Raw genomic sequence first — 25157 nt, forward strand, 5'->3', positions numbered from 1 at the left:
GCAGACCTAGCATTTAATGGAAATCCGACTGAAATACACGGAATATGTGTTGACAAAAAAATATGCCGTGAATAAGATATATACAAAATCTATAAGAACGCAGCGCCATAATTCATTGTTAATTCATCGGAATAGTAAAATTAAACCCAACTAAGGGGGGCTAGGTGTGAACATTGAAAATATTGAGGCCTTTGTGTACATCAACCATTATGGAAGCTTCAATAAAGCGGCCGAAGTCCTGTATATCTCGCAGCCGACAGTTACCGCCCGTATACAATCGCTCGAACGGGAGCTGGATTGCCGGGTATTTGACCGGCTGGGCAAGCAGATTAATCTCACCGATAAAGGCAAGCAGTTCCTCCCCTATGCCCAGCAGATTCTCCAGGTCTATCAAACCGGCAAGCATCAAATACAATCGAAAGGACATATTCCGAATGAGCTGAGAATCGGCAGCACTGTCTCGGTGTCCAATTATTTGATGCCCCATCTGCTGCTTCATCTGAAGCGCAGGTATCCGCATATCACGATCAAGCTGACGACAGCGTCCACGGAAGTGCTGATCAGCAAGCTGAAGTCGAAGGAGCTCGATCTGGCTTTTATCCGTAAAGTCGTAAATCCGGCGATTCAGGCTTTTCCATTCTGCGAGGACCCCATTTCGCTGTATGTGCACAAGGGGCATCGCCTGGCCAAGGGAGGCCGTGCTTCAATACAGGATATCCGTCAGGAGACGCTGGTTTTCTTTGAATGCGGCTCTTTGGACTGGATGCGGCTGCACCGTGTATTTGAGAGTATGGAGCAGCCGCCGAATATTGAATATCAGGTGGATAATCTGGAGACGGCCAAGAAGCTGGTGCTGAAACAAGCAGGGATTTGCTTTCTACCGGCACTCAGTGTGCAGGAGGAAGTGGCGGCAGGGGCGCTGATCCGGGTGGATATCGCGGAGACGGAAGGGATTTCGCTGCGGACCAGCCTGATTTCCCTGAACGGGGAAAATGCGGAGTTTATCGAAACCCTGCTGGAACTTAGCATAGGTAAAGCCGGCGATCGACTTCTTGTATAGATGTATTAAAAAACTCTATTAGCGCATGGATACCTGCGGTGATAAAGTTAATTGCATAATCATAATCACGACTAATTCGATAGGGATTATAAAATTAAAATTCGAAAGGTTGGAGGGCATGCGATGGGTGAAGTATACCGGCTGGCAGAACAGAAGGATGCGGAGCAATTACTGGATATTACATATCGTGCCTATCAGCTGATTCGTGAACTGGGGCTGCATTGGCCAGCGGCAAACGCTGATCTGGCGCTGGTTGAAGACAATATTTCAACCAATGAATGTTATGTGCTTGAAGTCAGCGGAACGATTATTGCGACAATCACTTTGTCAAAAGAAGAAGAGGTCAAGAAGCTCAGCCCGCTGCCTTTTATCAAATGGTTCGCCGTGAGTCCGGAATACAGCAACAAGGGTTATGGCGGAAAGCTGCTGGATTGGGTAGAGGAGCATATTATTCTCGGACAATTGGGCTCACCCGAAGTCACTCTGGCAACGGCGAAAAAACATCCGTGGCTGGTTGAGATGTATGAGCGGCGGGGTTATGAAAAGTTCCTGGAGCTTGATCTGCAAAATGGCGACGGCATCATGTATCTGCTGAAAAAGACACTTATAAACAAACCACATTTCATTCAAAGGGGATAGAAACATGAAGAAGTCAATCTCACTGGTATTTGCATCAATACTCACGCTGGCGATTGCCGGCTGCGGAAATAACAGTAATAGTGCTGGCGGCAACAACACGGACAGCAGCAAGAGCGGGAATGTGGCAGAAGCTGCAGCACAGGCTAATGCGCAAGGGGGTAATGCTTCGGCAGAGCCGGCCAAGGTAACGAAGATCATCGTGGGCACAGGCACAGGTTTTCCAAAAGTCTGCTACATCGACGAGAACGGCAAGCTGACCGGGTTTGATGTGGAGCTGATTAAAGAAATTGACAATCGCCTGCCGGAATATGAATTCGAACTGCAGACGATGGATTTCAGCAACCTGCTGCTGAGTCTGGAAACCAAAAAAATCGACCTGGTCGCCCATGTTATGGAAAAAAATCCGGAGCGCGAGCTGAAGTATTCTTTTAACAAAGAAGCTTACGCCCACTGGAGAAACCGCATTGTGGTGGCTAAGGACAATGAGTCGATTCATTCGCTGGATGATCTGAAAGGTAAAAAGGTGCTGACGGGTGCAACCAGTGCACAGGCGCAAATTCTTGAGAACTACAATAAAGAGCATGACAATGCGATTAACATCGTGTACCAAAACGGTACGGCTAACGATACAGCTGCCCAGATCAGCTCCGGCCGTGTAGACGCCACGCTGGCTGCCGATTTTGTCCTTCCGATCATTGATCCGCAGAGCCAGCTGAAGGCAACGGGCGACGAGCTGTCATCGGCAGATATTCTCTATGTGCTGCGCAAGGATGATGCTGATTCGCAGAAGCTATCGGATGCGATTGACGGTGCGATCAAGGAGCTTAAGACAGACGGTACACTGGGCAAGCTGAGCACGGAATGGCTGGGTGCGGATGTTACAGCGAATTCGGTTCAATGATTAAGCCTGTGAGTGTGGGAAGGGAGGGAGTTTATGGGCGAACCATTTGATATCAGCTATGTATTTTCATTTTTGCCTAAGCTGCTGGGGACGTTAAACACCACACTGCTGATTGTCGCCTGCTCGCTGCTGGCAGGAATTATAGTCGGTTTTCTCGTGGCTCTGCCCCGCCTGTACAAAGTGCCGGTGCTGAAAACCTTCTCTGAAATCTATATTTCTTTTTTTCGGGGAACGCCGATTCTGATCCAGCTCTTCCTGTTCTATTACGGGCTGCCTGAAATCCTAAAACTGGTTCATGTGGATATGACCCGGACGCCGGTGCTTGTCTTTGTGATTCTAACCTACGGCCTGCATACGGGGGCATACATGTCCGAAATGATCCGGGCTTCTGTGATGGCGGTGGATAAGGGGCAGGTGGAGGCTGCCTATGCTACGGGAATGACGGGGTTCCAGGCTTTTACGCGGATCGTATTGCCGCAGGCGCTCGGCATCGCGATTCCGGTATTCTCCAATCTGGTGATTGCGCTGCTGAAAGATACATCGCTGGCCTTCACGCTTGGTGTGATGGAAATGACGGGCAAAGCACAGACGCTTGGCAGCTTGACACAGCATTTTATCGAAACCTACATTGCCCTTGCCCTGATCTATCTGGTCATCAGCTATACAATTGAGAAGCTGCTGCTTGTGGCGGAGCACCGGCTGCTGCGGCATGAAAAGCGGAGCACCCCTGAGAAAAAATCGTTTAGAGTCCACAAAAACTGGTCCTACCGGCGGATTATTGCGGAAATGGGATCGGGTAAAGGAGGCGCAGGATAATGAAACTGGATCCATCATTTATCTGGACGGCGTTCCTGCAAATCTTGAGCGCCATTCCTACCACCCTATATATTACAGTTGTCTCCGTGTCAGTGGGCCTTCTTATCGGCATTTGTGTCGCATTGATCCGGATTTACAGAGTGCCTGTCCTGTATCCGCTGGCGGTCGGGTATGTCACCTTTATCCGGGGCACTCCGATGCTGACGCATCTGCTGCTGATTTATTTCGGACTTCCTGTCCTTATTGACGGACTGGCCGCCCACTTTGGCTGGGGGTTCAGGTCGGTGTCGGTTCCGATGATCGGTTTTGCCTATATTTCGTTCTCAATTACAGCTGGTGCTTATATGTCCGAGGTCGTCCGTTCCGGTCTGCTTGCCGTGGACCGGGGCCAGCTGGAAGCTGCACATTCCATAGGCATGACCACCCCTCAGGCCCTGCGGCGGATTGTCTTTCCCCAGGCGCTGGCGGCAAGTCTGCCCAATCTGTCCAATTCCGTTATTGGTATGCTGCATGGGTCAACGCTTGCTTTTACCGTTTCCGTAGTGGATATCAACGCCAAGGCGCAGATTGTGGCTTCGACGAACTGGAAGTTCTTTGAGGCGTACCTGGCGGCGGCGCTGATCTTCTGGGGGCTTACATTCCTGATCGAGCGGCTGACGTCCCTGATCGAGAAACGGATCAATCTTTACAATCGAGGTGGAGTGGCATGATCAAGCTGGAGCGTATTTCGAAGTCGTTTGGACGGAATCAGGTGCTGAACAATATTGATTTAACCGTCACCAAAGGCGAGGTTGTTGTCATCCTTGGCCCCAGCGGCTCAGGCAAAACTACCCTACTGCGCTGCGTGAACTATCTGGAGAAGCCCAGTGACGGGGAGATTGCCATCGGCGATTTCAAAGTGAACTGCAGGCATGCACGCAAAAAAGAGATTCATCAGCTGCGGCAAAAAACGGCGATGGTCTTCCAGCAGTATAATCTTTTCCGGCATAAAACCGCGCTGGAAAATGTGATGGAAGGGCTGCTTATCGTCAAAAAGCTTCCGAAGGAGGAAGCGAAAAAACGGAGTATCGCTTTGCTGGAGAAGGTGGGGCTTGGAGCCAAGCTGGACGCCTATCCAAGCCAGCTGTCAGGCGGGCAGCAGCAGCGGGTAGGCATTGCCCGCGCCCTGGCGCTGGAGCCGGAAGTGATTCTGTTCGACGAGCCTACGTCGGCGCTGGACCCGGAGCTGGTGGGCGAGGTGCTGGCCGTCATCCGCAAAATCGCCAAGGAAGGCATCACAATGATTGTCGTGACGCATGAAATGGGCTTTGCCCGGGATGTCGCCAATCATGTCGTGTTTATGGATGGCGGTGTGATTGTTGAGGAAGGGACACCGACAGAGTTATTCAATCATCCGCGCGAAGAAAGAACGAAGCAGTTCCTGAAGCGGATTACACCGGAACTGAACTATTCCATTTAGGAGGCCAAAATATGGCGATTACAATAAGTGTCCTCGACCAAAGTCCAATTTATCCGGGGGAAACGCCGGAAGAAGCCTTCTTGCATACGATTAAGCTGGCGCAATTATCCGAGCAGCTGGGATTCCGCCGTTTCTGGGTTTCAGAGCATCATGACTCCGGGCAGGTAGCGGGTTCTTCCCCGGAGGTGTTGATTTCTCATCTGCTCGCCAAGACAGAAAGCATCCGGATCGGCTCTGGCGGCATTATGCTTCAGCATTACAGCCCTTATAAGGTAGCGGAGAACTTTAACGTGCTGGCTTCGCTTGCACCGGGGCGGGTGGATCTGGGGGTTGGCCGTGCTCCCGGGGGACTGCCGAGGAGCACACAGGCATTGCAGCAGGGCAGCTTTGAACCCTCCAGCCTGACGGACAAGATTATCGAACTCGAAAAGTATGTACATAACCGGCTGGAGGAAGACCATCCGCTGGCGGGGCTGAAAGCAGGCCCGATTCCAGGGACACCTCCCGAAATTTATGTGCTTGGCGCGAGTGTAGCCAGTGCGGAAATCGCTGCCGGACTGGGGTTGCCGTACGTATTCTCTTTATTCATCAATGGGGATCAGGCGATAGCGTTGGAAGCGATCGAGACTTACCGCAACAACTTCGAGACTTCGCCGGGAAAAGAACCCCGGGCAATTATTGCGCTGTCTGTCCTGGCTGCCGAAACCGAGGAGGAGGCCAAAGAACTGGCCGGAGCGCATAAGCTGATCCGGATTAATCTGGCCAGCGGCAAAACACTGACGGTTGCTACCCGGGAGCAGGCAGAGGAATTTACCCGGCAGAGTACGGAAGATTACACCATAGAAGAGCGGGAGCCGGAAATTACAAAGGGGACAAAAGCCAGCGTACGGCAACAATTGCTGGCGTTGTCCTCAGCATCAGGCGTCGACGAGTTTATCGTCACGACCAATGTGCAGCCCTTCGATAAGCGGCTCCGTTCCTTTGAACTACTGCATGAAGCACTGGCCGAAGTGCCTGCGGAGGCCTGACAAGAAGGGGCTAGTCCGATAAACATTATCGAAGGGAAGGAGGGCTTTCATGACAAGCAAAACCGTCGAGCCCAGCGCGGAGGCGTTCTATGAAATCATAACCGGGGTCCGGCGCCATTTGCACCGTTACCCGGAGCTGTCCAACGAAGAGTATGAAACCACGAAATATATTACAGCCCTGCTGGAGCAGGCCGGAGTAACTACCCTGGATTACGGGCTGAAGACCGGCGTTGTCGCGGAGATCGGCGGACTGCAGGAGGGGCCGGTAATCGCCCTGCGTGCTGATATTGATGCCTTGCCGATTCAGGAGGAAACCGGATTATCCTATGCCTCACAACATCCCGGAAAAATGCATGCCTGCGGACATGATTTTCATACTGCGGCACTGATCGGCGCTGCTTATCAGCTTAAACAACGGGAGAAGGAATTGAAGGGAACCGTACGCCTGCTGTTTCAGCCTGCGGAGGAGAAGGCGAAGGGTGCGCAGCAGCTGATAGCCAGCGGGGTGCTGAAAGATGTCCGTGCAGTCATTGGAATGCACAATAAGCCAGATCTGCCGGTCGGAACTATCGGCATTACAAGCGGCCCCTTGATGGCTGCTGCGGATGGTTTTGTGGTTGAGATCAAAGGAGCAGGATCACATGCTGCTGTGCCGGAGGCCGGAGTCGACCCTATCGTGACAGCTTCACATGTGGTGACTGCACTCCAGTCTATCGTCAGCCGCAATGTCAGCGCATTGCACAGTGCAGTGATCAGTGTGACGCAACTTCACAGCGGGAACTCATGGAATATTATCCCGGAGTCTGCAGTGCTGGAAGGCACGATTCGTACCTTCAATGAACAGGTGCGCGGTGAGGTGCTTGAGCGATTCAGTCAGGTGGCGACCGGTGTAGCTGCTGCTTTAGGAGCAGAAGCGGCTGTTCGCTGGATCGAAGGCCCGCCGCCGGTAGTCAATGATGCCGCGCTTGCACGGCTTGGAGAGCAGACGGCAGAGGAGCTGGGCTACACCTCCGTGAAGCCGGTGCCTTCACCGGCTGGTGAAGATTTCGCCTTTTATCAGCGGGTGGTTCCCGGATTGTTCGTCTTTATGGGCACCGCCGGAAGCCGGGAGTGGCATCATCCTTCCTTCAATCTCGATGAACGTGCACTGCCGGTAGGCGCCGCATTCTTCAGCAATCTGGCTGTACGTTATTTGGAACAGTTCTCCTCGGAGGGAGGTGCAGTGACATAACGAACCACTCTGTTTATGACGTGATTATCGTCGGGGCGGGTTCAATGGGCATGAGTGCCGGTTATCATCTCGCCCGGCGGGGGATCAAGACATTGCTGATCGATGCTTTCGATCCGCCGCATACGGAAGGAAGCCATCACGGAGAGCCGCGGTTGATCAGGCATGCCTACAGCGGTGACCCCGCCTATACTGACTTGGCCCTGCGTGCCCATGTGCTGTGGAAAGAAGCGGAGCAGCAAAGCGGAACCGAGCTGCTTGTGCCTTCGGGAGTCCTGAATCTGGCAGACAGCGCAGTATACTCCTTCCGCAGCCAGCTGGCGGAAGCCGGGAAGCAGAAGGTACGAGTAGAGCAGCTGGATGCACAGGAAATCCGCCGGAGGTGGCCTGCCTTGAACCTCCCGGATTCGTTCGAAGCCATGTATGAGCCGGATGCCGGATATCTCTACAGTGAGAGATGTATCGCCGCTTACCGCGGGCTGGCATTGGCTCATGGTGCAGAGCTGCTGACGAATACAGCAGTACTTCATGTGACTGCGCGCGAAGGAAGTGTCACGGTCCACACGAAGAACGGGGAGATTCATGGAGGGGCGGCCATTCTGAGTGCCGGGGCCTGGTTTGGCGCGTTGTCGCCATTCATCACACTGCCGATTAAGGCGATCCGCAAGGTTGTTGGCTGGTTTCAGAGTGCGCCTGACTTTGACAGCGGAAACTTCCCCGGATTTACATTGGGCACCGAGGAAGGCGGATATTACGGCTTTCCCGGTATTGGCGGAGCCGGCCTGAAGATCGGGCGGCATGACACGGGCCTGGAATGGAAGCCGGGTGAGAAGCTGGCTCCTTTCGGCACTGAAGAGAGTGACGAAGGGGATCTCCGCCGTGTCCTGGAGGCGTATATGCCCGGCGCAGCCGGACGGCTGCTGAAGGGGGCAGTCTGCAAATATGAGCATACACCGGATGAGGATTTTATTATCGACCGTCATCCTCTTCATCCGAATGTACTTCTGGCCGGCGGCTTTTCGGGACATGGCTTCAAATTTTCCAGTGTTGTGGGGGAAATCCTGGCTGACTTAGCGGCAGACGGACAGACCCGCCACAATATCCGGCCGTTTTCGTTAGCACGCTTTGAGACACCGGGTCAATCGCAAGCCGGACAACTTTTGGAGGGGATCTAATGGGCAATGTGCAAATCAGGGATTATTTGAATACGCATCAGCAGCTGGTTCAGGCACTGGAGGATTTGACGGAGGAGCAAATAAAATGGAGGGCCGGGCCGGCCAGCTGGAGTGTAACCGAGGTGCTGGCTCATCTGGCCGATCACAGCATAGTGGTTTCATTCCGCATCCGCGATATTCTGGCGGGTACCGAAGTGCAGCTGCCGGTCTTTAATCAGGATGCCTGGGTCAGCGGCCAGTATGCCAACAGCGGGAATGCCGCCGACAGCCTGGAGTTGTTCCGCAGCCTGCTTCACTACAACAGCCTGCTCCTCGGACGGCTCAACCCGGAAGACTGGGAGAAAAGCGGCATTAACTTCAAAGGGGAAACGGTCAGGATTACGGACATCGTACGTTTGTTTGCCGCACATGTACAGACCCACCTTGGCCAGATCGAACGCATCAAGCAGAGTGCTAACGCAGCTTCTTATATTCAATAATTAAGAGGAGGAATGGATATGACCAAGCCAAGACAACTGAAACTGGGGGCGCTGCTGCACGGGGTAGGAGGAAGCACCTCGATGTGGCGTCATCCTGAAGCCCAGCCTGATGCGAGTGTGAACTTTGAGCTATACAAGAAGTGGGTGCAAAAGGCTGAGGAAGGCAAGCTGGATCTGATCTTTATAGCTGATGGTTTATATATTAATGAGAAATCCATTCCCCATTTCCTGAACCGGTTCGAGCCATTGACCATTCTCAGCGCCTTGGCTGCCGTCAGCAGCAAAATAGGCCTGGTAGGCACCTTGTCCACCTCCTACAGTGAGCCCTTTACCGTGGCCCGCCAGTTCGGATCTCTGGATGTGATCAGCGGCGGACGGGCAGGCTGGAATGTTGTAACTTCTCCGCTGGAAGGCTCTGCTTTAAATTACAGCAAGAAAGAGCATCCTGACCATGGCAAACGCTACCGCATCGCCGCGGAATATTTGGAGGTGGCGCGCGGATTATGGGATTCCTGGGAGGATGACGCGTTTGTACGCGATAAGGAGAGCGGTGTCTTTTTTGATCCGGACAAGATGCACACGCTGGATCATCAAGGAGAATTCTTCTCTGTAAAAGGACCGCTGAATATTGCCCGCTCGAAGCAGGGACAGCCGGTTGTGTTCCAGGCAGGTTCTTCAGAGGTCGGCAAGAATTACGCCTCGAAAGAGGCCGATGCCATCTTTACCGGACATGACACGCTGGAGGAAGCACAGGCATTCTACCGGGATGTGAAGGCACGGATTGCTTCGTTCGGCCGGAATCCTGATGAGGTGCTGATCTTCCCGGGCATTGCGCCTATCATTGGCGATACCCCGGAGGAAGCGGAGCGCAAATACCAGGAGGTTGCCGGCCTCGTGACGATTGAGAACGCGCTGAACTATCTGGGCAGATTCTTTGAACATCATGATTTCTCACAGTATCCGCTGGATGAGCCGTTTCCAGAGCTTGGCGATTTAGGCCGAAACAGCTTCCAGAGCGGAACGGACAAAATAAAGAAAAATGCCAAAGAGCAAGGCTTGACACTGCGCCAGGTCGCTCTGCAATCTGCTACCCCGCGCAGCAGCTTTATTGGCACACCGGAGCAGGTGGCGGATCAAATCCAGCACTGGTTTGAGTCCGGTGGAGCAGACGGCTTTATGATAGCTGCCGCTGTACCGAGCGGCCTGGAGGAATTCGTGGACCGGGTGGTGCCGATTTTGCAGGAACGGGGACTGTTCCGTAACGAATACGAAAGCGATACACTGCGCGGAAATCTCGGTATACCGGTACCGGAGAACCGTTATTCCAAGTCGACGGAGCCCGCAGGGAGAGTTTGAGGATAAGGCCAGCTGGTTTAACAGGCAGTTTAAGCCTGATGCCCCTGATTATAGAGATAGAACTTAAAAACTTGAGATAAGGGAAAGGAGCAACGGAGGGGGGATTTTGGAACTGGAGGAGTGGTAGCGTCCGCCTCCCTCCTTATGATTCAGTTTTCTTGCGCTAGCTCGCTAATTCGCAGGATTTCATTCGTTGTGAACACGAATGTGGTAACGAAGCAGACGAGAGTGGGGGGGAATGGCGGCACGGGCATAACGAAATAAGGGAATATGAAAAATTCCCATTATATTCCTTTATTTGCGTGCTCCATCTTCATCCTTGAGGTTTACCCTCCCATGTCTCAACGGGTCTATGCCCTTACATTCCTTCGTTACACCTATCAAGGAGATGAAGTCCGTCATTGCTTTGTCCACGGGTCTGAGCCCTTTAGGCGGTCGTAGCGGTACCTCATGCTTCATTGTGAATCCTGCGAATGAGCCAGTTGGCAAGCGGGTGCTAGGTTTATTAGGCTGCTGGGTTTACTTTGTACACATCGTAATCGGAATGGCTCTTCGACATCGCTACAAGCATGCGAGCAAGCTTCCCGCACAGCTTCATAATTGACTTCATGCCGGTCATGTTCTTCACTCGTTTGTTATGCTGATGCAGCGCCCGAAATTCCGGATTAACAGAGACCATCTGAAAGACCGTTATAAAGAGGATTTTTCGCAGTCCGGGTCGCCCTCGCTTCGTGATTTTCACTTGGCCTCTGTAGGTGCCTGAGCTGTTCTCAGACAGATGTAAACCGGCAAATCGAAGCAATTGGTTGCCGTGAACAAAGCGGCTTAAATCACCCGCTTCACTGTATAACGCAGCCAGCGTAATGTCATTTATCCCTTTAATAGATCGCAGGATCTTCGCTGTGGGAATGTTTTGAAGAATCCGATTTATCTTTTCCTTCAGTTGATCCAACTGGTCGTTGTACAGCTGTAGTTGCTGCAAAAGTATCGACATACTGAGTTTGGCTTCCTCTACAAGATCTGGGAGACCTACGGTTCGCTGCGCCGCATGGATGAGGGCGGCGGCTGCCATGCGGCTGCCCGCACGTTTTAGCCGTTTTTTCCACCCTGAAATGACATCTTGAACCGATAAGGAACGAAGATCAGAGGGATGCGCAAATTCGGCCAACGTCGCCAGAGCCGTCTTCGAAGTGATGTCTTTAAATACCTGCTGAAACTCAGGGAAGTACATGTCGGTCCACCGGTACATTTGGTTGACAACGCTGGAGACTTGTTTGGAAATATAGTCTCTGGTGGTGACAAGTTGTCTAAGCGCCCGATACGATTCGGCGTGGAGATAAACGTCACTGTAGTAGCCATTCTTCACCATGTCGGCAATCACCAAAGCATCCTTAACGTCATTTTTAGTTGGAGAATTGTCCCGGTTTTCTTTGTTGCGTTTCACCTGGAAAGGATTGACGAGAACGAGTTCGAGTTGCTTCTCTTGAAGCCAGAGCGCTAAGTTAAACCAGTAGTGACCGGTTGGCTCAACACCGAAGATGACATCGGTCTTGTTGAATTGGAGCCTGAGAGCCTGCATCCACTGAAGCAACTTTTCATAACCCTCCAGGTCATTAGAGAAGGCAAGATAGGCTCCTCGTTCGATGCCTCGGTAGTCTGTCGCACGAGCGACATGAGTGAACTTGGCGATGTCGATACCAATGATAAGATGATGGCTGGTAATGCGTTCAATGCGTTGATTTTGTTTAGCCGATTGTTTAAACTTCATAATAAGAGCACCTTCCTTATAGATGTTTTGGTTGTCGTCGTGGACACCTTTTCATCATAAGGAGGTGCTCGTTAAATTTCAAATTCGAAATTTAAGAGTATACAGGAATGCTTTGTCTTCGGATTTCTACCGTTAATAGCGGTTAAAATCTAGAAATTTGAAGACAACAGCGGCCGGAAGTCCAAATATTCACCGTAGTTGCGACTGATCCTGTACTCTATAACCTTAAGTTCAATCTATATAGTACACAAAAAAGGATACTCCCCCTTGAAAGGGAAGTATCCTTTTTGTGTATTTTAGTTACTTGCTGCTGTCCGTTTTCTTGCTGCGGAGCCGTTCCAGCTCGGCTTCTACTGCACTGTTAACCGGGGAATCAGCTGCCTCAGCAGATTGGTGTGCGGAGGTTTCCGCAAGTGCTTCCCATTCGCTGATTTTGTCTTCCATACGTTCAAAACCGCGTGATGCTGTACCGGCGTTGATAACATGGCCCCGGGTTCCGGGATAAGCAGGGTGACCGCTGTTCTGAGCCTGCTGTCTCGCCAGTTCCTCCGCTTTGCGCGCACGGGCAGCCAGCTCGGTTCTTTTGGCTTTCAGGCGCTCATGCTCTGCTTTGGCACTTTGGATGCTGACTTCCAGGGCAGCCAGAGTCTGCCGGGTTTCTTCCAGACCTGCTGTGCATTCTGCTTCGCTTTCCAGGTAGCGCAGCTTAGCCATTACTGCGGCTCTGGCTGCAGGCTCATTTCCTTCGCTCATTGCTTTGACCGCATCCGCTTCACTGCGTTCCGCAAGGATTTGATATTCGGAGATACGACGCTCCAGCACATTGGCAGCTGCCTTGAATTCGCGTTGTTTATTTTCAGCGCCTGTAATTTTATCATCGAGTTCCCGCAAATATTGTCCAGTCAGCAGAATCGGATCCTCCAGTTTATTCAGACCTTCGTGAATTGCTGCCTTTGTCAGGGTGGTGATTCTTTGGAATATGCTCATGTTCATTTCTCCTTTAGGTTTGGATGAATTTAATAGTTTCAATGGTTTAATTTAAATGGATTAAAAAGAATGGTAGTCATCCGTGAAGCTAGTAATAGGCTCTTTAGGGACAATGAGGCTGGCCACTATATAAATGAGAGCAACGGTGCCGAAGCTGAAGACGGCAGTGACCGCAACAAGCAGTCTAATAAGTGTGGCGTCAATGTTCAGTGTACGGGCCAATCCTCCGCATAAGCCGGTAAGCTTTTTGTCTCTTTCGGAACGGAATAGTTTTGTCATGGTTGAATCGCGTCCTCTCCATTGGGATTTACCAGAATGAATCTTTTTTTAATATCCGGTGTCTATGTACTTATTGTAAGGCTATATGAAGTTCGGCAAAACGGCCTGAAGACTGTTTTTCAATCCAGACCTGAGGCGGGGAAAGGTTCCGCAGTAAGGCGGGGATGAACGAGTACAACGGGGAACGGAAGGCCTTCTGCCATTTGTAATATGTTGTGCCGGGAGAACGCCTTTCTCTCTTTTAACATAAGACGTCAACTGATTAATCCGCATTTAACAATGGGGACCTATACTGTTATTATCTCTATTCCTCCAATAGCTTAAGAGATTGTAAACAGCCGGATCATATGATGAAGATAAGGGAGGACTGGCCCCATGGGTATTCATAAATATTTCCGCTCTCTGAACGAACTGGAACGGATCATCCGCTGTCCGGGGAAATTCAAATTCGAGGAGCACAGTGTAGCGGCCCATTCCTGGAAGGTCGTGCAGTACGCCAAAACCTTGGCAGATATCGAAGAAAAGCATGGTGCAGTTATTGACTGGAAGAAGCTATACGAGATTACGAGCAGCCACGATTACGGTGAAATCTTTATCGGCGATATTAAAACACCGGTCAAACATTCCTCGCTGCAGCTGCGTTCTTTAATCCAGCAGGTCGAGGAAGGTATGGTCCACAATTTCATTGAAGAGCATATTCCCGAGGATTTCAAAAGCATCTTCTTCCATCAATTACGTGAAGGCAAGGATGAATCGCTGGAGGGGCTGATTCTGGAGGTAGCCGACAAGATGGATCAGGTCTACGAGGCATTCGCCGAACTGCAAAGAGGTAATACGGAAAAGGAATTTGTGGTTATGTACCGCAATGCCCTGATCAAGATCAAGAACATAGACCTGAAATGCGTGGAATATTTCCTGGCTGAGATTTTGCCGGATATGGTCAATGAGGAAACACTGTCCTCCATTGATATCAAACGGATCACGGAAGAGGCACTGGCTCTGTAGTTTAGGGTCGGGGGCTTTTTTTTTGTATACATAGAAATAAATGAAGAGCGAAACTGGGCAGCAGAGATCAGCTATACATAGAGTTGGATTGTTTCTTAGCGATCAAATATACATAAAAGGCTGCTGAACCGTTAAAAGCGATATGCAGTGGGACAGTGAGCGCAATAGACTCTGTCACCTGGGCGATTAGCCCAAAGAACAGCCCGCCGGCAAATGCGAATATCATAAATCTGATGCTCTGGCTGTTCAGCTTATAATATTGCAAATGGGAGACTGCAAACAGCGCGCAGCTGTGATTACGACAGCGAAGCTGAGTTCGATTACAGGCGTATGATGAATTTGGCCGAGGCTGTGATGACGGGTGAGAACAGGCAGAGCCAGCCCTCGGAAGGCAATCTCTTCGAGCACGGGAAAGATAATCACGAAGTTGAACCGGTCAAACCTGCCTGCGGGAGAATAGCCGGAGGATCTCGCGATGAGGCAATTGACAATCAGAATGATAAAGAACAAAGGCAGCACCGTAGATAGATTCTTCGGGAAGCTGTAGATATAAGTGTTTTTTATTAATAAGCTTGCAATGATAACCATAATTCCCCAATAATAGACAGAGAACCGTAGATGCTGCTTATAGATAAGCCCAATTACGCTTTGAACAATCCTGAACGAAAACGATAATAGAATCACAATGAACAAAGACCACAGCATTTGCACTTCAGTCCTCCCGGCGGATTACAGCATAGTTAATTTGATTTTCTTGCTTTACGGATTGGATAGATATGACAAATATAACATGAAGAAAGCGTGTGGGTATATGAATAAACGGGGCTGAAGAGATCAGGTGGCGGCGTTCGGTGTTGAATCTACGGACTTGTCTTCACTGACGATCAATGGAATCGCTGTAAACGAGAATATCGCGGATGTGCAGTGGGATGTGTACAAGAAGAATCCAAGTTTTGTGGATAAAAGCACTAAAGCTGCTGAATACAGATATTATGAGGATTTCCTCGTTGTCTATGAAAGTGACGGAGCCATTATCAAATTAAAAACCTTGTCTGAGCATGGAATAATGAGCCAAGCCGGTGACGAGCTGACAGTGCTGAACGAGGTGGAAAGCAAGCTGGGAGACCAATACAAGGTTCAAAGCTACGACTCCGCCCAGGGCCTAAAAGCAAGGGTGTATTACGACAAAGAAAACCGGATCAAAGCAAGCTTCGTGTATCCTAAAAATGCCCCGGACGATAAGATTGTCTGGTCCATTGTAGAGAGGTATTAAAGTGAATAGATAGGAGATAGAGATGAAAAATGGAACGAGATAGGATTAAGTTTAGCTGGGTGGGCAGTCACGCAATGTACCTTGACGATCCTGCGGCCATGAATTTTGGTAATATGGCTATCGGCTGTTATGGCGGAAATACTGCAGCAGGTGCGGACAAAAACGAAGACGGCCTCTTTGTATTGCTTGACCCGGACGGAAGCTGGGAGTTCGTTATGTTGCTGGATGCCCATAAAACGGCAGAAAGTGCAGAGCTGCTGGTTAGCACCATTGACAGTGCAGCCAGTGAAATTACCGGACATCTATCACAGCCCATATCACAGGCTTTGGATGCTTTACAGGAGTATCTATTATCCCTCTTTACCTCGGAAGCCTTCATTAACAGATGCAGGGAAGTGACCGGTGAAACGGCATGCCTGATCTGCGCCCGCAAAGAGAATTACATATGGTGGCTGTCTGTCGGTGACAACTCACTCTACCTGCTTCATCCGGACCTCGCTGCCCGGGGGCAATTCTTACTGAACCAGCGGAATTATTATGAATGGATCGGGTATGCCAACACCTTTGCCCAGCCTGTTCCCTGCTATTCAACTGGAGTCAGAGAACTGAGAGAAGGACATCAAGTGCTCGTCATGACGACTGACGGTCTTCTGGAATATGGGGCACAGTCCTATGCAAATCCGCAAAAGCTGTTTGATGCTTTCTATTCGGCAAGGGATATGAAGGAGTGCATCGGTGCTGCGCTAATGGAGGTACATCAGGAAAAAGGCCGTGACAGTGCAACTGTCATTGCCTGGAGCTTCGATAATAAGATGACAGCAACAATGCCAAGTGACCAGTGAATTCTGTTGGAGACTTGATCCACAACACCAATGATGTTAAGTAACATTATCTAAGTTGAAAAGAGGGATAAACGATGAGTAAGGCGGGAGCTTTTGCAGCGGCATTGGATTCCTATTGGCATTATACGCAAATGCCTTGGGGCCGATTATTTTATCAGACGGCTTGGGATCAAATAGACCGGTTCTTAGGTGAGCAAGCACAAGCTATATTGGACATCGGCTGCGGTTTCGGTATTTCCAGTAATGAGTACAGCAGGAAAGGGCATCGGGTAACTGCGGTAGAGCCTGCCCATGAGATGATCGAGCTCGCCAAAAAGGCTGGACCGGAAGTGTCTTATTTGGAGAATTCTTTTGAAAAGGCATCCGGGAGTTTGGGGAAATACGATTGGATCTTTTGCCATAACATTCTTGAATATACGGAGGATCCCCAGCCTTTTATCCAGCAGATCAGCAACTGCCAGGCCACAAATGGCTACTTGTCACTGATCGCTCATAATCCGGTGGCGAAGGTAATGAAAAAGGCAATTCTCAATAAAGATCCTGAAGATGCGCTTGCAAGTATAGGCAGCAGCCGGGAGTATAGCGGAATTATTCAAACGGATATCACAGTATATCCTTACTCTCAGTTAGTGGAATGGCTCAACGAAGCGGGTTATGAGATTGAAGGTCATTTTGGAATACATAATCTGTACGGATATATCGCTGACAATGAGCTTAAGCAGACTGAAGAATGGCATAACCAGACCATGCGGCTGGAGCTTGAAATCGGCAATCACAGTCCATACAGGGATATAGCCATATTTACACATATTATCGCTAAGAAAAGCAATTAATTGCCGGAGGAGTTAAGCATGAAAAAGGGAAATATCATTTTATTAAATGGAGTTTCAAGCTCCGGCAAGACAACGGTAGCCAAGGCATTATTAAACAAACTGCCGGATTACTTCCATTATAGTCTAGATAGTTTCGACCTTGTCATCGAACAGATGGAGGACCGGGACAATAATCGGCTAATTCCTGTTGCAACAGAGTATTATTTCCACCGGACGATCGCGATGTTCGCGGATACCGGGGTTAATCTTATCGTGGATCATGTGATCCATGACGCCTTTACAAGAGAGGACTGGCAAAAAAGCCTGTCCGGATATCCGGTGATGTCTGTGGGCGTGTTTTGCCCGCTAGATGAGCTTGAGCGCAGGGAAAAGGAAAGAGGAGACCGCAGAATCGGGCAAGCCAAAGAGCAGCTGGAGTTTGTCCATAAGGAAGAGGTGTATGACCTGGAGGTCGATACATTTAGGAATGGTTTGGAAGGTTGTGTGGAGAAAATCCTTCAGCAGATGCAAGCAGAGCTGGAATAGTACCTATGGCATAGCTATTCATGAAACCGTAAATAACACGTAAAGGGCTCAAGCGGACAAGCTTGAGCCCTCTTTGCATGCGGCGGAATTTTGCTCTTCAAAAGATAGGTGCAGGGCGTCGTGCCAACCAATCTTAAAGGAGGGAAATCAACGAGTTCATTTAAAACAAAAGAGACCTACATGTACTAATATAATATTCCGATAATGATTTTTGAAGGGTGTATTTACAATTTAATCCTGATATTTCGGTCAGCGGATGGATTTACTAATTTCATGGAGTAACACGTTATATCCCAATTTACTCCGCTTATGCTACTCTATGAATATTGGACGATAGGAGGGTGAATGCATGAGCGAAGGAGAGCAATTAAACATACAGTATGAGCATGAAATACCCGTTAATGCTTTTGTTTGGTCACCGAACACATTCATGCAGCCCCTGCATTACCATTCCAGTCTAGAGATCGGCTGTTGTATTTCGGGAAAGGGATGGTTTCATTTCGGAGAAAACACGTACCCTGTTCAGGTTGGGGATGTATTCATAGTTAACCATTCGGAGCTGCATATTGCCTGGTCTGATGAAGAGGACCCAAGTACATATATCTTTCTGAATTTCGATCCAGGGTTGTTGCTTACAGAGGACGAGAGGCTCCTGATTCCTTTCTGTTATTCTAACGGACTCTATCAGAACCGGATTCCACACAGCGAACCCCTAGCCATTGAATTAAGACAACTCATCGAACGGGTCCGATCCGAGCTTGTCGATAAACAGGAGGGTTACTCCAGCATGGTAAAAGCAACCTTGCTGCATATATGTACCCTCCTGCTTCGGAATCGCTCGATCCCACTGCAACAGAAGGATTGGCAGAAGCTGACACGTACGATCAGGGAGTACCGGAAACTGATGGATTACATTAAGGAACATTACACGGAAGCTTTAACCCTTCAGGAGGTTGCTAAATATCTGGGAGTCAGCCCCTCACGTGCAAGCCATGTATTTCTAGAAGCAACCGGGCGCCATTTCAAGGATTGCCTCCTGCAGGTCCGATTGAACGAGGCGAAACGTTTACTCGTGAATACCAGCCTGGATGTCACAGAAGTATGCTTCTCAAGTGGGTTTCAAAGCGTATCGACGTTCTACCGTTTATTTGGGTCAATCATTGGGCTTTCTCCTATTGAATACCGGCAGCAATATCAAACATTTCGCAATATTTGAGAATTTCCCTATAGTTATTGAGAAGCCTCTCCTCCAAACGGGTTCTATAATGAATATAAAATACAAAGTTTGGGGTGCGTATCATGGCAGGATGGGATAGTTTACAGCGCTTGGTGAAAGAAGAGGTTATTCAGCGCAGAGATGAGGGCTGCAATACAGAGGGCTTTATTGAAAAGATAGAGACGGCAGGCAATGATCGTGAGCAATTGATGGCAATATATGAGCAATTGATGAGGCTTCCGATTAGACCGGATTTCCCGTTTGCCGAGCCGTCTGAATTGGATGAAATCCGTAAAGAGCGTCCGGAAGGGCCGAGAGTGCTTCATCCGCAACATTCCGAGTCAGTCTGGCGGGACAAATTTTATGGAGCATGGCTTGGACGTAGTGTTGGCTGTGCACTTGGCAAACCCCTTGAGCAGTGGGAGTATATGGCCGGCAGCTTCGGCAATCCAGGCTGGAAGAATGTTCAGCTTTGGTTCCAAGGTGCAGACGCATGGCCTATAACGACTTACGTACCTGCCCAATCCCGTGCACAAAAGGAAGTTGGTCTGAACATTGCTAATGTCTCCCCTAAGAGCCTGCGTGAAAACATCCGCTACATGGAGAGCGACGATGATATCCGGTATACGGTCCTTGGCCTCATTATGCTGGAAGAAAAAGGGCTGGAGTGGGATTCTTGGGATGTGGGTCTGTTATGGCATAGAGTTTTGTCTTATTCTCAGGTATGTACAGCTGAAACGCAGGCGTATTTAAACTTTGCTCAGGTAACCTCACATCTTAACAATTTATTGAAAAATGAAGGGAATGCCCGGAATTCAGACTGGGAACAGCAGAAGGATTGGGTCCGTACCTATCTGAATCCTTATCGCGAATGGATCGGCGCCCAGATCCGGGCAGACGGATTAGCCTATGGCGCAGCCGGCAAACCGGAGCTAGCGGCTGAACTGGCATGGCGTGATGCTTCTTTCTCGCATGTAAAGAACGGCATATATGGAGAAATGTTCGTAGCCGCCATGATTGCTGCTGCATTCTCGGAACGCGATCCTGAGCGGATCGTCGAAATCGGCTTAAGCGAGATTCCTGCTGCCAGCAGATTGGCGAAGGATGTTAGGGAAGCCGTTGCGATTGCACGTAGCACGAAGGATCAAGTGGAGTTGGTTAACCGGATATGGGAAGCCTTCAAGCACTATAATCCGGTTCATACCAACAACAATGCGGCTTTGGTGGCGGCTTCACTGATCTTCGGTCAAGGGGACTTCGAAAAAGCCATTACCACAGCGGTTCTGGGTGGCTGGGATACAGATTGCAACGGGGCCACAGTCGGCTCTATTATGGGAGCTATGTTGGGAGCAGAGGCAATCCCTAGCTCATGGACTGCACCATTAAATGATATCCTGTATGCAGAAATCAATGGTTTCCATCCCATCCCGATTTCTGAATGTGCGGCCCGGAGCTTTGAGGTGTTTAAGAAGCTGAACCCTGACTCCTGTTGCTAATAAAGAATAACATGGAAACCTAAAAGGTCTAGCAACCTTTTAGGTTTCTTTAGTTTGTACAAAGGTATGGCTGCTTGCTGTATTTATGATTACGCATAATATTGGACTAACAAAAGCAGGGTATGATTGAAAATATAATATTTATTGCTCTGAGAAACGGGAGACGTCCATAAAAGAACTCTTCCGTTTCTATTTTTATGTCCGTTTTTGATGTCCGTAAGCTGCAATTTTATTAACGGATGATGAATTTTGTTAGCCCACTGTTAATTATAAGCGAATGGCTTGAAAGGCTCTTACTCCAGGTTGTATGATCAAAACAACAACAGAAAACAAAATGAAAACACATGAAAGCAACTTAAATTATTAGGAGGGCAAGTTATGAATAATTGAGTTTATTTAGACCGGGAAAAGACTAAATATAAAGGCAACCTGCATCTTCATACCACTTGGTCGGATGGCAGTTTACCTGCAGTACAAGTAGTAGAAGCTTTTAAAGCCAAGGGCTATCATTTCATTTCGATTACCGACCACGATATTTATGCCAGAACGGAAGAATTCAATACGGTTGACTTCGTCACTCTCCCAGGGATGGAAAGAGGGGGATTAAACCAGGTTGCAGATAAAAATCCAGGCTACCATTTCGGTGTGTTAAATGATCCTACTGCAGATTCAGAGCTGGAAAGATTCGAACATTTAGAGCAGTTCCCGGTGCCGATTCCATGGGTAGGGGACCACTCGCCCCAACTGCTCATTGACGAAATGCGGGCGCACGGGAATTTGGTCATCTTCAACCATCCGGAGTGGCACTTGACTCGATTTGAAGACATGGTTAAATATGATGGGTTTTTCGCGATTGAGATTTACAACCATGCTACGGAGTGGTCGACCACAAGCTCTTATGGCGCAGCTTACTGGGATCATGCGTTGCAGAATGGCAAACGAGTATTCGGTATTGCCGCGGATGATTCTCACGAACATGATCCGAATTGGAGAATTCCTGAGTACGGAGGAGGCTGGGTACAGGTACAATCGGCAGCGCTGAACCCAGTGGACCTTGTGAAAAGCTTGAAGCAAGGTGAATTTTATTCCAGCAGCGGTCCGGAAATTTACGATCTGCGGGTGATGGACGGCAAACTCACGATCGAGTGCTCTCCCTGTAAATTTATTATGTTTAAATCATTTCCCCAAAGAGGAGCTTTTATAGGGGATTTTGAGAGCGGTGAGCCATTGACTCAAGCGTCCATGGAAGTCGATAAGGATATGCAATATATTCGCGTGGAATGTATTGACTTCGCAGGGAAGGTGGCATGGTCCAACCCTGTATTTGTATCCGATTTGCTGCAGGGAGGAGAATAGCTATGAAGTCAAAAATCTATTTAGACGAGAGTAAGCGCAAATTTAAAGGGAATCTCCATACCCATTCAACTCGCAGTGATGGGCAATATGCTCCTGAGGTTGTAATCGAAGCTTATAAGAATAAGGGTTATGACTTCATGTGTTTAAGCGATCATGAAATTTATTTCAAATCCGATAGCTATGACGACGAAAAATTTATCATGCTGGATGGTTATGAAATGGCATGTGAAATGAGCAGGAAAGAAACGGGCCAGCAATACCATATACACGGGCTTTTCGATAAATCGCTAGGCTCAGAATACGGATTCGAGCACGACGAAGAACATGCGAAGCCGGAATATAAAAGCTTGGATACGATCCAGGCCCTGATTGAAGAGATGAGGCATAAAGGGAATTTAATTATTATGAATCATCCGGAATGGTCCAGAAACCGCGCTGAGGATTTGCTGAAGCTAGAGAACTATTTTGCGGTAGAAATCTATAATCACCAGTCCGAAATCGACGAAGCTGTCGGGTACGGCGTTCGCCATTGGGATTATTTATTGAAGAACGGGCGTAAAGTGTTCGGCGTGGCTGCCGATGATGCTCATGGAGGGCGAATAGATGAGGTAATCTCGGAATTTTTTGGTGGATGGATTTCGGTCGATGCGGACAAGCTGGAGCAGCAAACGTTGATCACGGCGCTAAAGAGCGGACAGTTCTACTCTTCACAGGGGCCGGAAATTCTGGATCTGCGGGTAGAGAATGGCTTCTTGCAAATCAAATGCTCACCGGTAAAATTCATTAAGTTCATTACACATCCCAATAATGGGGGTGCGTTATACAACAAAGATGCTTCTCCCATTACCAGCGGCGAGTTCAAGGTAGAGGGTACAGAGCAATATATTCGCGTGGAATGCATTGATTTCGAAGGGAATATTGCATGGTCAAATCCAATTTTTCCGGATGAATTGCAATAGGGGCAGAGATGAACGGTTCTGATATGCAATTTCGTAAAGACATGAAGAGGTTAGTCATCCCCTCCGTACTTCAAATGCTACTCGGGAATTCATTTTCTTTGATCAATACATTAATGGTCGGAGGATTAGGGGATACGGCGATTGCCATAACGGCTGCTGTGGGTCAAATCAGCTTTATTCTTGGAATGCTTCTTGCAGCGATTTATGGTATTTCAGCTTACATTACACAATTTTATGGAGTAAAAGACTTTGTAAATGTTAAAAAAGCATTTGGTCTTATGCTGATCTCAAGCATCCTCCTTTCATTGATTGTATTTATTCTAGTTTCTATGTTTAAAGCGCCGTTAATCTCACTTTTTATCCAGGATGAATCGGCAATCGCATATGGTATTCAATATTTATCTGTGATCGTGTTCGTTTTCTTAATTAATTCTATTAAAGATGCATTTAGCAACGCATTGGGTTCGATAGGTAAGGTGAAGCTGACTCTGATTGTTGGGGTTATGGCTATGTTCGTCAATATTTTACTGGACTATGCGCTTATTTATGGAAAGCTTGGTTTTCCTGTGTACGGTATTGTTGGAGCAGCCTGGTCAACCTTAATATCCTCTATGCTCAGCGCGGTTATTCTATTAGGTTACGTCTATTGGAACAAGTATTATTTCAATGTCACGCTGAAAGAAATTCTTTCTATCCGCTGGGATTTCACCCGAAAAATATACATAACCACACTGCCGCTCTTGTTCCATGAAGGGATGTGGTCGGTTGGCAATATGTTATATGCGGTAGCCTTTGGTCATTTAGGAGTGGCAGCTCTAGCAACTTACCAATTAGCGCTCACATTTAACCGATATTTCATGATGGGAATTTTCGGATTTGCCTACGCAGCCAGAGTCATGATTGGCGAGAAGTTAAGTCAAGTCGAATCGGGTGAATACCTTATCTATGCCCGTAAATTCACGCGGATTGCCCTCTATTCGGGTATAGTCGTTGGAGCTCTTATACTGCTGCTAAATCCGTACATTGTACATCTATTCCCCAACATTAGCATTGAGGTGCGAACCTCCTTCCGGCATGTGATGGTCATTCAAGCTGTAGTGATGATCATGTTCTTCTTAAATAACCTGTGGATTGTCGGCATGTTCAGAGCGGGCGGCGATAATCTGTATACAATGAAGCTAGTTTTAGTCACGACCTGGCTTATTGCTCTTCCGTTAGTGTTTGTTGGGGTGTATGTCTTTCACCTGCCCGTCGAGATCGTGTATATGCTGTTCGTTTTCGAGGAAGTTGCGAAGGCAGGTTTTGGCTATTTCAGATACAGATCAAATAAATGGGCAAGAAATCTTGTTCGAAATATGTAGGAGGTACTACGATGGGAGACCACTATTTATTATTAACACCGGGACCGTTATCCACAACACCTTCCGTCAAAGCAGTGATGCTGAAGGACTGGTGTACCTGGGATGACAGTTATAAACATATCGTTCAGTTGATTCGGAGCAAGCTGCTTCATATAGGCAGAGCATCGGAAGCCCGTTATACGTCAGTGTTAATGCAAGGAAGTGGAACCTTCGGAATCGAAGCAACGATTGGAACGGTTATCCCCCAGGATGGCAAACTCCTTATTCTGGCTAATGGAGCGTATGGCAAACGAATTGAGCAAATTGCGCGGATACTCGGAATTGGTTACCGAACTTTAGAATTCGCCCCGAGCCAAATTATTGATGTAGAGCAAGTGGACACCTTGATGAAGCAAGATCCAGCGATAACCCATGTTGCGTTCGTACATTGTGAGACAACGACAGGTATTCTTAATCCGCTCGAACAGCTGGTACAGGCGATTAAGAGACACGGGAAAATAGCTATTGTCGATGCCATGAGCAGCTTTGGAGGGATACCGGTAGAAGTTGAGAAGTGGGGCATTGATTACTTAGTCAGCAGCTCAAATAAATGTATTCAAGGCGTACCTGGCTTCAGCTTTGTTCTCTGTAACAAGGATGAATTGGCAAAGTGTAAGCATAATGCAAGGTCATTATCATTAGATCTGTATGATCAATGGCAAGTGATGGAGCAGGAGGAGGGGAAGTGGCGGTTCACCTCTCCGACGCATGTGGTACGGGCCTTCTCTCAGGCCTTGCTTGAATTAGAGGCAGAAGGCGGAGTCGAGCGGCGTTATGTCAGATATCTTGAGAATCAACAAATATTAGTTCATTTAATGGAAAGTGCGGGATTTAAAACATACCTTCACGAGGCGCTGCAGTCGCCGATTATCACCACGTTCAGGTATCCTGACTTTGAGCATTTCAGCTTTGAGTCTATGTATCTCTTTCTGAAAGAGCGAGGATATGTAATCTATCCAGGTAAATTAAGCGACGTACAAGTATTCCGGATCGGTTCAATTGGCGATGTGCATCTAGAAGATATGGTGGGTTTGTGTGCGGCAATATTGTCCTATGCGACAAACATTGGGGAATGAA

Annotated in this window: 27 protein-coding genes; 22 read left to right on the plus strand and 5 right to left on the minus strand. The window is 48.7% G+C overall.

The window, feature by feature from the left end; genetic code table 11:
- Nucleotides 1–166 precede the first annotated feature (166 nt).
- From MHI45_RS26405 to MHI45_RS26455, 11 genes are all read left to right on the plus strand, one after another.
- Nucleotides 167–1060, plus strand: coding sequence for a LysR family transcriptional regulator (locus MHI45_RS26405; protein WP_076114525.1), 894 nt, complete (start codon nt 167–169; stop codon nt 1058–1060).
- Nucleotides 1061–1183: 123 nt separating this feature from the next.
- On the plus strand, nt 1184–1699 hold the full coding sequence (locus MHI45_RS26410; protein ID WP_341119686.1) for a GNAT family N-acetyltransferase: 516 nt from the start codon (nt 1184–1186) through the stop codon (nt 1697–1699).
- A 4-nt stretch (nt 1700–1703) separates the two neighbouring features.
- Nucleotides 1704–2600: a transporter substrate-binding domain-containing protein gene (locus MHI45_RS26415; RefSeq protein WP_341119687.1), complete on the plus strand. Its 897-nt coding sequence runs from the start codon at nt 1704–1706 to the stop codon at nt 2598–2600.
- A 33-nt stretch (nt 2601–2633) separates the two neighbouring features.
- Complete coding sequence (locus MHI45_RS26420; protein WP_341119688.1) at nt 2634–3416, plus strand: amino acid ABC transporter permease; 783 nt, start codon at nt 2634–2636, stop codon at nt 3414–3416.
- Nucleotides 3416–4126: an amino acid ABC transporter permease gene (locus MHI45_RS26425; RefSeq protein ID WP_076114528.1), complete on the plus strand. Its 711-nt coding sequence runs from the start codon at nt 3416–3418 to the stop codon at nt 4124–4126. The genes MHI45_RS26420 and MHI45_RS26425 overlap by 1 nt, the downstream gene beginning before the upstream one ends.
- Nucleotides 4123–4875, plus strand: coding sequence for an amino acid ABC transporter ATP-binding protein (locus MHI45_RS26430; protein WP_076114529.1), 753 nt, complete (start codon nt 4123–4125; stop codon nt 4873–4875). Before MHI45_RS26425 ends, MHI45_RS26430 begins: the two co-directional genes overlap by 4 nt.
- An 11-nt stretch (nt 4876–4886) precedes the next feature.
- Nucleotides 4887–5903, plus strand: a complete 1017-nt coding sequence (locus MHI45_RS26435; RefSeq protein ID WP_076114530.1) for an LLM class flavin-dependent oxidoreductase — start codon at nt 4887–4889, stop codon at nt 5901–5903.
- Nucleotides 5904–5952: 49 nt separating this feature from the next.
- Nucleotides 5953–7134, plus strand: a complete 1182-nt coding sequence (locus MHI45_RS26440; protein ID WP_076114531.1) for an amidohydrolase — start codon at nt 5953–5955, stop codon at nt 7132–7134.
- Entirely contained in the window at nt 7131–8306 is a 1176-nt protein-coding gene (gene solA / locus MHI45_RS26445) for an N-methyl-L-tryptophan oxidase (RefSeq protein ID WP_076114532.1), read from the plus strand. The genes MHI45_RS26440 and solA overlap by 4 nt, the downstream gene beginning before the upstream one ends.
- The gene (locus tag MHI45_RS26450; RefSeq protein ID WP_076114533.1) at nt 8306–8785 is read left to right on the plus strand and encodes a DinB family protein; all 480 of its coding nucleotides are present in this window, start codon (nt 8306–8308) and stop codon (nt 8783–8785) included. The genes solA and MHI45_RS26450 overlap by 1 nt, the downstream gene beginning before the upstream one ends.
- Before the next feature lie 18 nt (nt 8786–8803).
- Nucleotides 8804–10141, plus strand: coding sequence for an LLM class flavin-dependent oxidoreductase (locus MHI45_RS26455; protein WP_076114534.1), 1338 nt, complete (start codon nt 8804–8806; stop codon nt 10139–10141).
- A 505-nt stretch (nt 10142–10646) separates the two neighbouring features.
- Here the strand turns inward: MHI45_RS26455 and MHI45_RS26460 are convergent.
- From MHI45_RS26460 to MHI45_RS26470, 3 genes are all read right to left on the minus strand, one after another.
- Nucleotides 10647–11909 (minus strand): IS110 family transposase, encoded by a 1263-nt coding sequence (locus tag MHI45_RS26460; RefSeq protein ID WP_341119689.1) that lies wholly within the window; start codon nt 11907–11909, stop codon nt 10647–10649.
- Nucleotides 11910–12209: 300 nt separating this feature from the next.
- Nucleotides 12210–12896 (minus strand): PspA/IM30 family protein, encoded by a 687-nt coding sequence (locus MHI45_RS26465; RefSeq protein ID WP_076114298.1) that lies wholly within the window; start codon nt 12894–12896, stop codon nt 12210–12212.
- A 60-nt stretch (nt 12897–12956) separates the two neighbouring features.
- The gene (locus tag MHI45_RS26470; RefSeq protein WP_038587380.1) at nt 12957–13175 is read right to left on the minus strand and encodes a PspC domain-containing protein; all 219 of its coding nucleotides are present in this window, start codon (nt 13173–13175) and stop codon (nt 12957–12959) included.
- 375 nt (nt 13176–13550) lie between these two features.
- Between MHI45_RS26470 and MHI45_RS26475 the strand changes: the two genes are divergently transcribed.
- Nucleotides 13551–14180, plus strand: coding sequence for a YfbR-like 5'-deoxynucleotidase (locus tag MHI45_RS26475; RefSeq protein ID WP_038587382.1), 630 nt, complete (start codon nt 13551–13553; stop codon nt 14178–14180).
- Nucleotides 14181–14247: 67 nt separating this feature from the next.
- Here MHI45_RS26475 and MHI45_RS35245 read toward each other — a convergent pair whose 3' ends face one another.
- Both MHI45_RS35245 and MHI45_RS26480 read right to left on the minus strand, forming a co-directional pair.
- Nucleotides 14248–14445, minus strand: coding sequence for a hypothetical protein (locus MHI45_RS35245; protein WP_076114299.1), 198 nt, complete (start codon nt 14443–14445; stop codon nt 14248–14250).
- Nucleotides 14427–14891: a hypothetical protein gene (locus MHI45_RS26480; protein WP_144024499.1), complete on the minus strand. Its 465-nt coding sequence runs from the start codon at nt 14889–14891 to the stop codon at nt 14427–14429. The genes MHI45_RS35245 and MHI45_RS26480 overlap by 19 nt, the downstream gene beginning before the upstream one ends.
- Before the next feature lie 127 nt (nt 14892–15018).
- On the opposite strand from MHI45_RS26480, the gene MHI45_RS26485 reads away from it, so the two are divergent.
- From MHI45_RS26485 to phnW, 10 genes are all read left to right on the plus strand, one after another.
- The gene (locus tag MHI45_RS26485; RefSeq protein WP_341119690.1) at nt 15019–15453 is read left to right on the plus strand and encodes a peptidase M56; all 435 of its coding nucleotides are present in this window, start codon (nt 15019–15021) and stop codon (nt 15451–15453) included.
- A 29-nt stretch (nt 15454–15482) separates the two neighbouring features.
- Entirely contained in the window at nt 15483–16295 is an 813-nt protein-coding gene (locus tag MHI45_RS26490) for a protein phosphatase 2C domain-containing protein (protein ID WP_341119691.1), read from the plus strand.
- Between the two features lie 74 nt (nt 16296–16369).
- Nucleotides 16370–17128 (plus strand): methyltransferase domain-containing protein, encoded by a 759-nt coding sequence (locus MHI45_RS26495; RefSeq protein WP_340894165.1) that lies wholly within the window; start codon nt 16370–16372, stop codon nt 17126–17128.
- An 18-nt stretch (nt 17129–17146) separates the two neighbouring features.
- Nucleotides 17147–17653, plus strand: coding sequence for a chloramphenicol phosphotransferase CPT family protein (locus tag MHI45_RS26500; RefSeq protein WP_340894163.1), 507 nt, complete (start codon nt 17147–17149; stop codon nt 17651–17653).
- Nucleotides 17654–18002: 349 nt separating this feature from the next.
- Nucleotides 18003–18869 (plus strand): AraC family transcriptional regulator, encoded by an 867-nt coding sequence (locus MHI45_RS26505; RefSeq protein WP_038587392.1) that lies wholly within the window; start codon nt 18003–18005, stop codon nt 18867–18869.
- A gap of 83 nt (nt 18870–18952) precedes the next feature.
- Entirely contained in the window at nt 18953–20365 is a 1413-nt protein-coding gene (locus MHI45_RS26510; RefSeq protein WP_341119692.1) for an ADP-ribosylglycohydrolase family protein, read from the plus strand.
- Nucleotides 20366–21010: 645 nt separating this feature from the next.
- Complete coding sequence (locus tag MHI45_RS26515) at nt 21011–21721, plus strand: hypothetical protein (RefSeq protein ID WP_341119693.1); 711 nt, start codon at nt 21011–21013, stop codon at nt 21719–21721.
- A gap of 2 nt (nt 21722–21723) precedes the next feature.
- On the plus strand, nt 21724–22680 hold the full coding sequence (locus MHI45_RS26520; RefSeq protein WP_076114307.1) for a PHP domain-containing protein: 957 nt from the start codon (nt 21724–21726) through the stop codon (nt 22678–22680).
- An 8-nt stretch (nt 22681–22688) separates the two neighbouring features.
- Nucleotides 22689–24041, plus strand: coding sequence for an MATE family efflux transporter (locus MHI45_RS26525; protein WP_341119694.1), 1353 nt, complete (start codon nt 22689–22691; stop codon nt 24039–24041).
- Nucleotides 24042–24052: 11 nt separating this feature from the next.
- A complete protein-coding gene (gene phnW / locus MHI45_RS26530; RefSeq protein ID WP_076114309.1) occupies nt 24053–25156 on the plus strand; it encodes a 2-aminoethylphosphonate--pyruvate transaminase in 1104 nt (367 codons plus the stop codon).
- The last annotated feature ends 1 nt before the right edge of the window (nt 25157 follow it).

Origin of the sequence: Paenibacillus sp. FSL H3-0321 (assembly GCF_038002865.1) — a bacterium.
In the GTDB taxonomy this organism is placed as follows: domain Bacteria; phylum Bacillota; class Bacilli; order Paenibacillales; family Paenibacillaceae; genus Paenibacillus_AQ.

Excerpts from the sequence above, each read along its gene's own strand:
- MHI45_RS26500 (WP_340894163.1), top strand. The coding sequence starts at position 17,147 with ATGAAAAAGGGAAATATCATTTTATTAAATGGAGTTTCAAGCTCCGGC.
- MHI45_RS26475 (WP_038587382.1), top strand. The coding sequence starts at position 13,551 with ATGGGTATTCATAAATATTTCCGCTCTCTGAACGAACTGGAACGGATC.
- MHI45_RS26430 (WP_076114529.1), top strand. The coding sequence starts at position 4,123 with ATGATCAAGCTGGAGCGTATTTCGAAGTCGTTTGGACGGAATCAGGTG.
- MHI45_RS26470 (WP_038587380.1), bottom strand. The coding sequence starts at position 13,175 with ATGACAAAACTATTCCGTTCCGAAAGAGACAAAAAGCTTACCGGCTTA.
- phnW (WP_076114309.1), top strand. The coding sequence starts at position 24,053 with ATGGGAGACCACTATTTATTATTAACACCGGGACCGTTATCCACAACA.
- MHI45_RS26465 (WP_076114298.1), bottom strand. The coding sequence starts at position 12,896 with ATGAGCATATTCCAAAGAATCACCACCCTGACAAAGGCAGCAATTCAC.
- MHI45_RS26420 (WP_341119688.1), top strand. The coding sequence starts at position 2,634 with ATGGGCGAACCATTTGATATCAGCTATGTATTTTCATTTTTGCCTAAG.
- MHI45_RS26495 (WP_340894165.1), top strand. The coding sequence starts at position 16,370 with ATGAGTAAGGCGGGAGCTTTTGCAGCGGCATTGGATTCCTATTGGCAT.
- MHI45_RS26440 (WP_076114531.1), top strand. The coding sequence starts at position 5,953 with ATGACAAGCAAAACCGTCGAGCCCAGCGCGGAGGCGTTCTATGAAATC.
- MHI45_RS26490 (WP_341119691.1), top strand. The coding sequence starts at position 15,483 with ATGGAACGAGATAGGATTAAGTTTAGCTGGGTGGGCAGTCACGCAATG.
- MHI45_RS26525 (WP_341119694.1), top strand. The coding sequence starts at position 22,689 with ATGAACGGTTCTGATATGCAATTTCGTAAAGACATGAAGAGGTTAGTC.
- MHI45_RS26455 (WP_076114534.1), top strand. The coding sequence starts at position 8,804 with ATGACCAAGCCAAGACAACTGAAACTGGGGGCGCTGCTGCACGGGGTA.
- MHI45_RS26410 (WP_341119686.1), top strand. The coding sequence starts at position 1,184 with ATGGGTGAAGTATACCGGCTGGCAGAACAGAAGGATGCGGAGCAATTA.
- MHI45_RS26460 (WP_341119689.1), bottom strand. The coding sequence starts at position 11,909 with ATGAAGTTTAAACAATCGGCTAAACAAAATCAACGCATTGAACGCATT.
- MHI45_RS26450 (WP_076114533.1), top strand. The coding sequence starts at position 8,306 with ATGGGCAATGTGCAAATCAGGGATTATTTGAATACGCATCAGCAGCTG.
- MHI45_RS26505 (WP_038587392.1), top strand. The coding sequence starts at position 18,003 with ATGAGCGAAGGAGAGCAATTAAACATACAGTATGAGCATGAAATACCC.
- MHI45_RS26415 (WP_341119687.1), top strand. The coding sequence starts at position 1,704 with ATGAAGAAGTCAATCTCACTGGTATTTGCATCAATACTCACGCTGGCG.
- MHI45_RS26425 (WP_076114528.1), top strand. The coding sequence starts at position 3,416 with ATGAAACTGGATCCATCATTTATCTGGACGGCGTTCCTGCAAATCTTG.
- MHI45_RS26520 (WP_076114307.1), top strand. The coding sequence starts at position 21,724 with ATGAAGTCAAAAATCTATTTAGACGAGAGTAAGCGCAAATTTAAAGGG.
- MHI45_RS26510 (WP_341119692.1), top strand. The coding sequence starts at position 18,953 with ATGGCAGGATGGGATAGTTTACAGCGCTTGGTGAAAGAAGAGGTTATT.
- MHI45_RS26435 (WP_076114530.1), top strand. The coding sequence starts at position 4,887 with ATGGCGATTACAATAAGTGTCCTCGACCAAAGTCCAATTTATCCGGGG.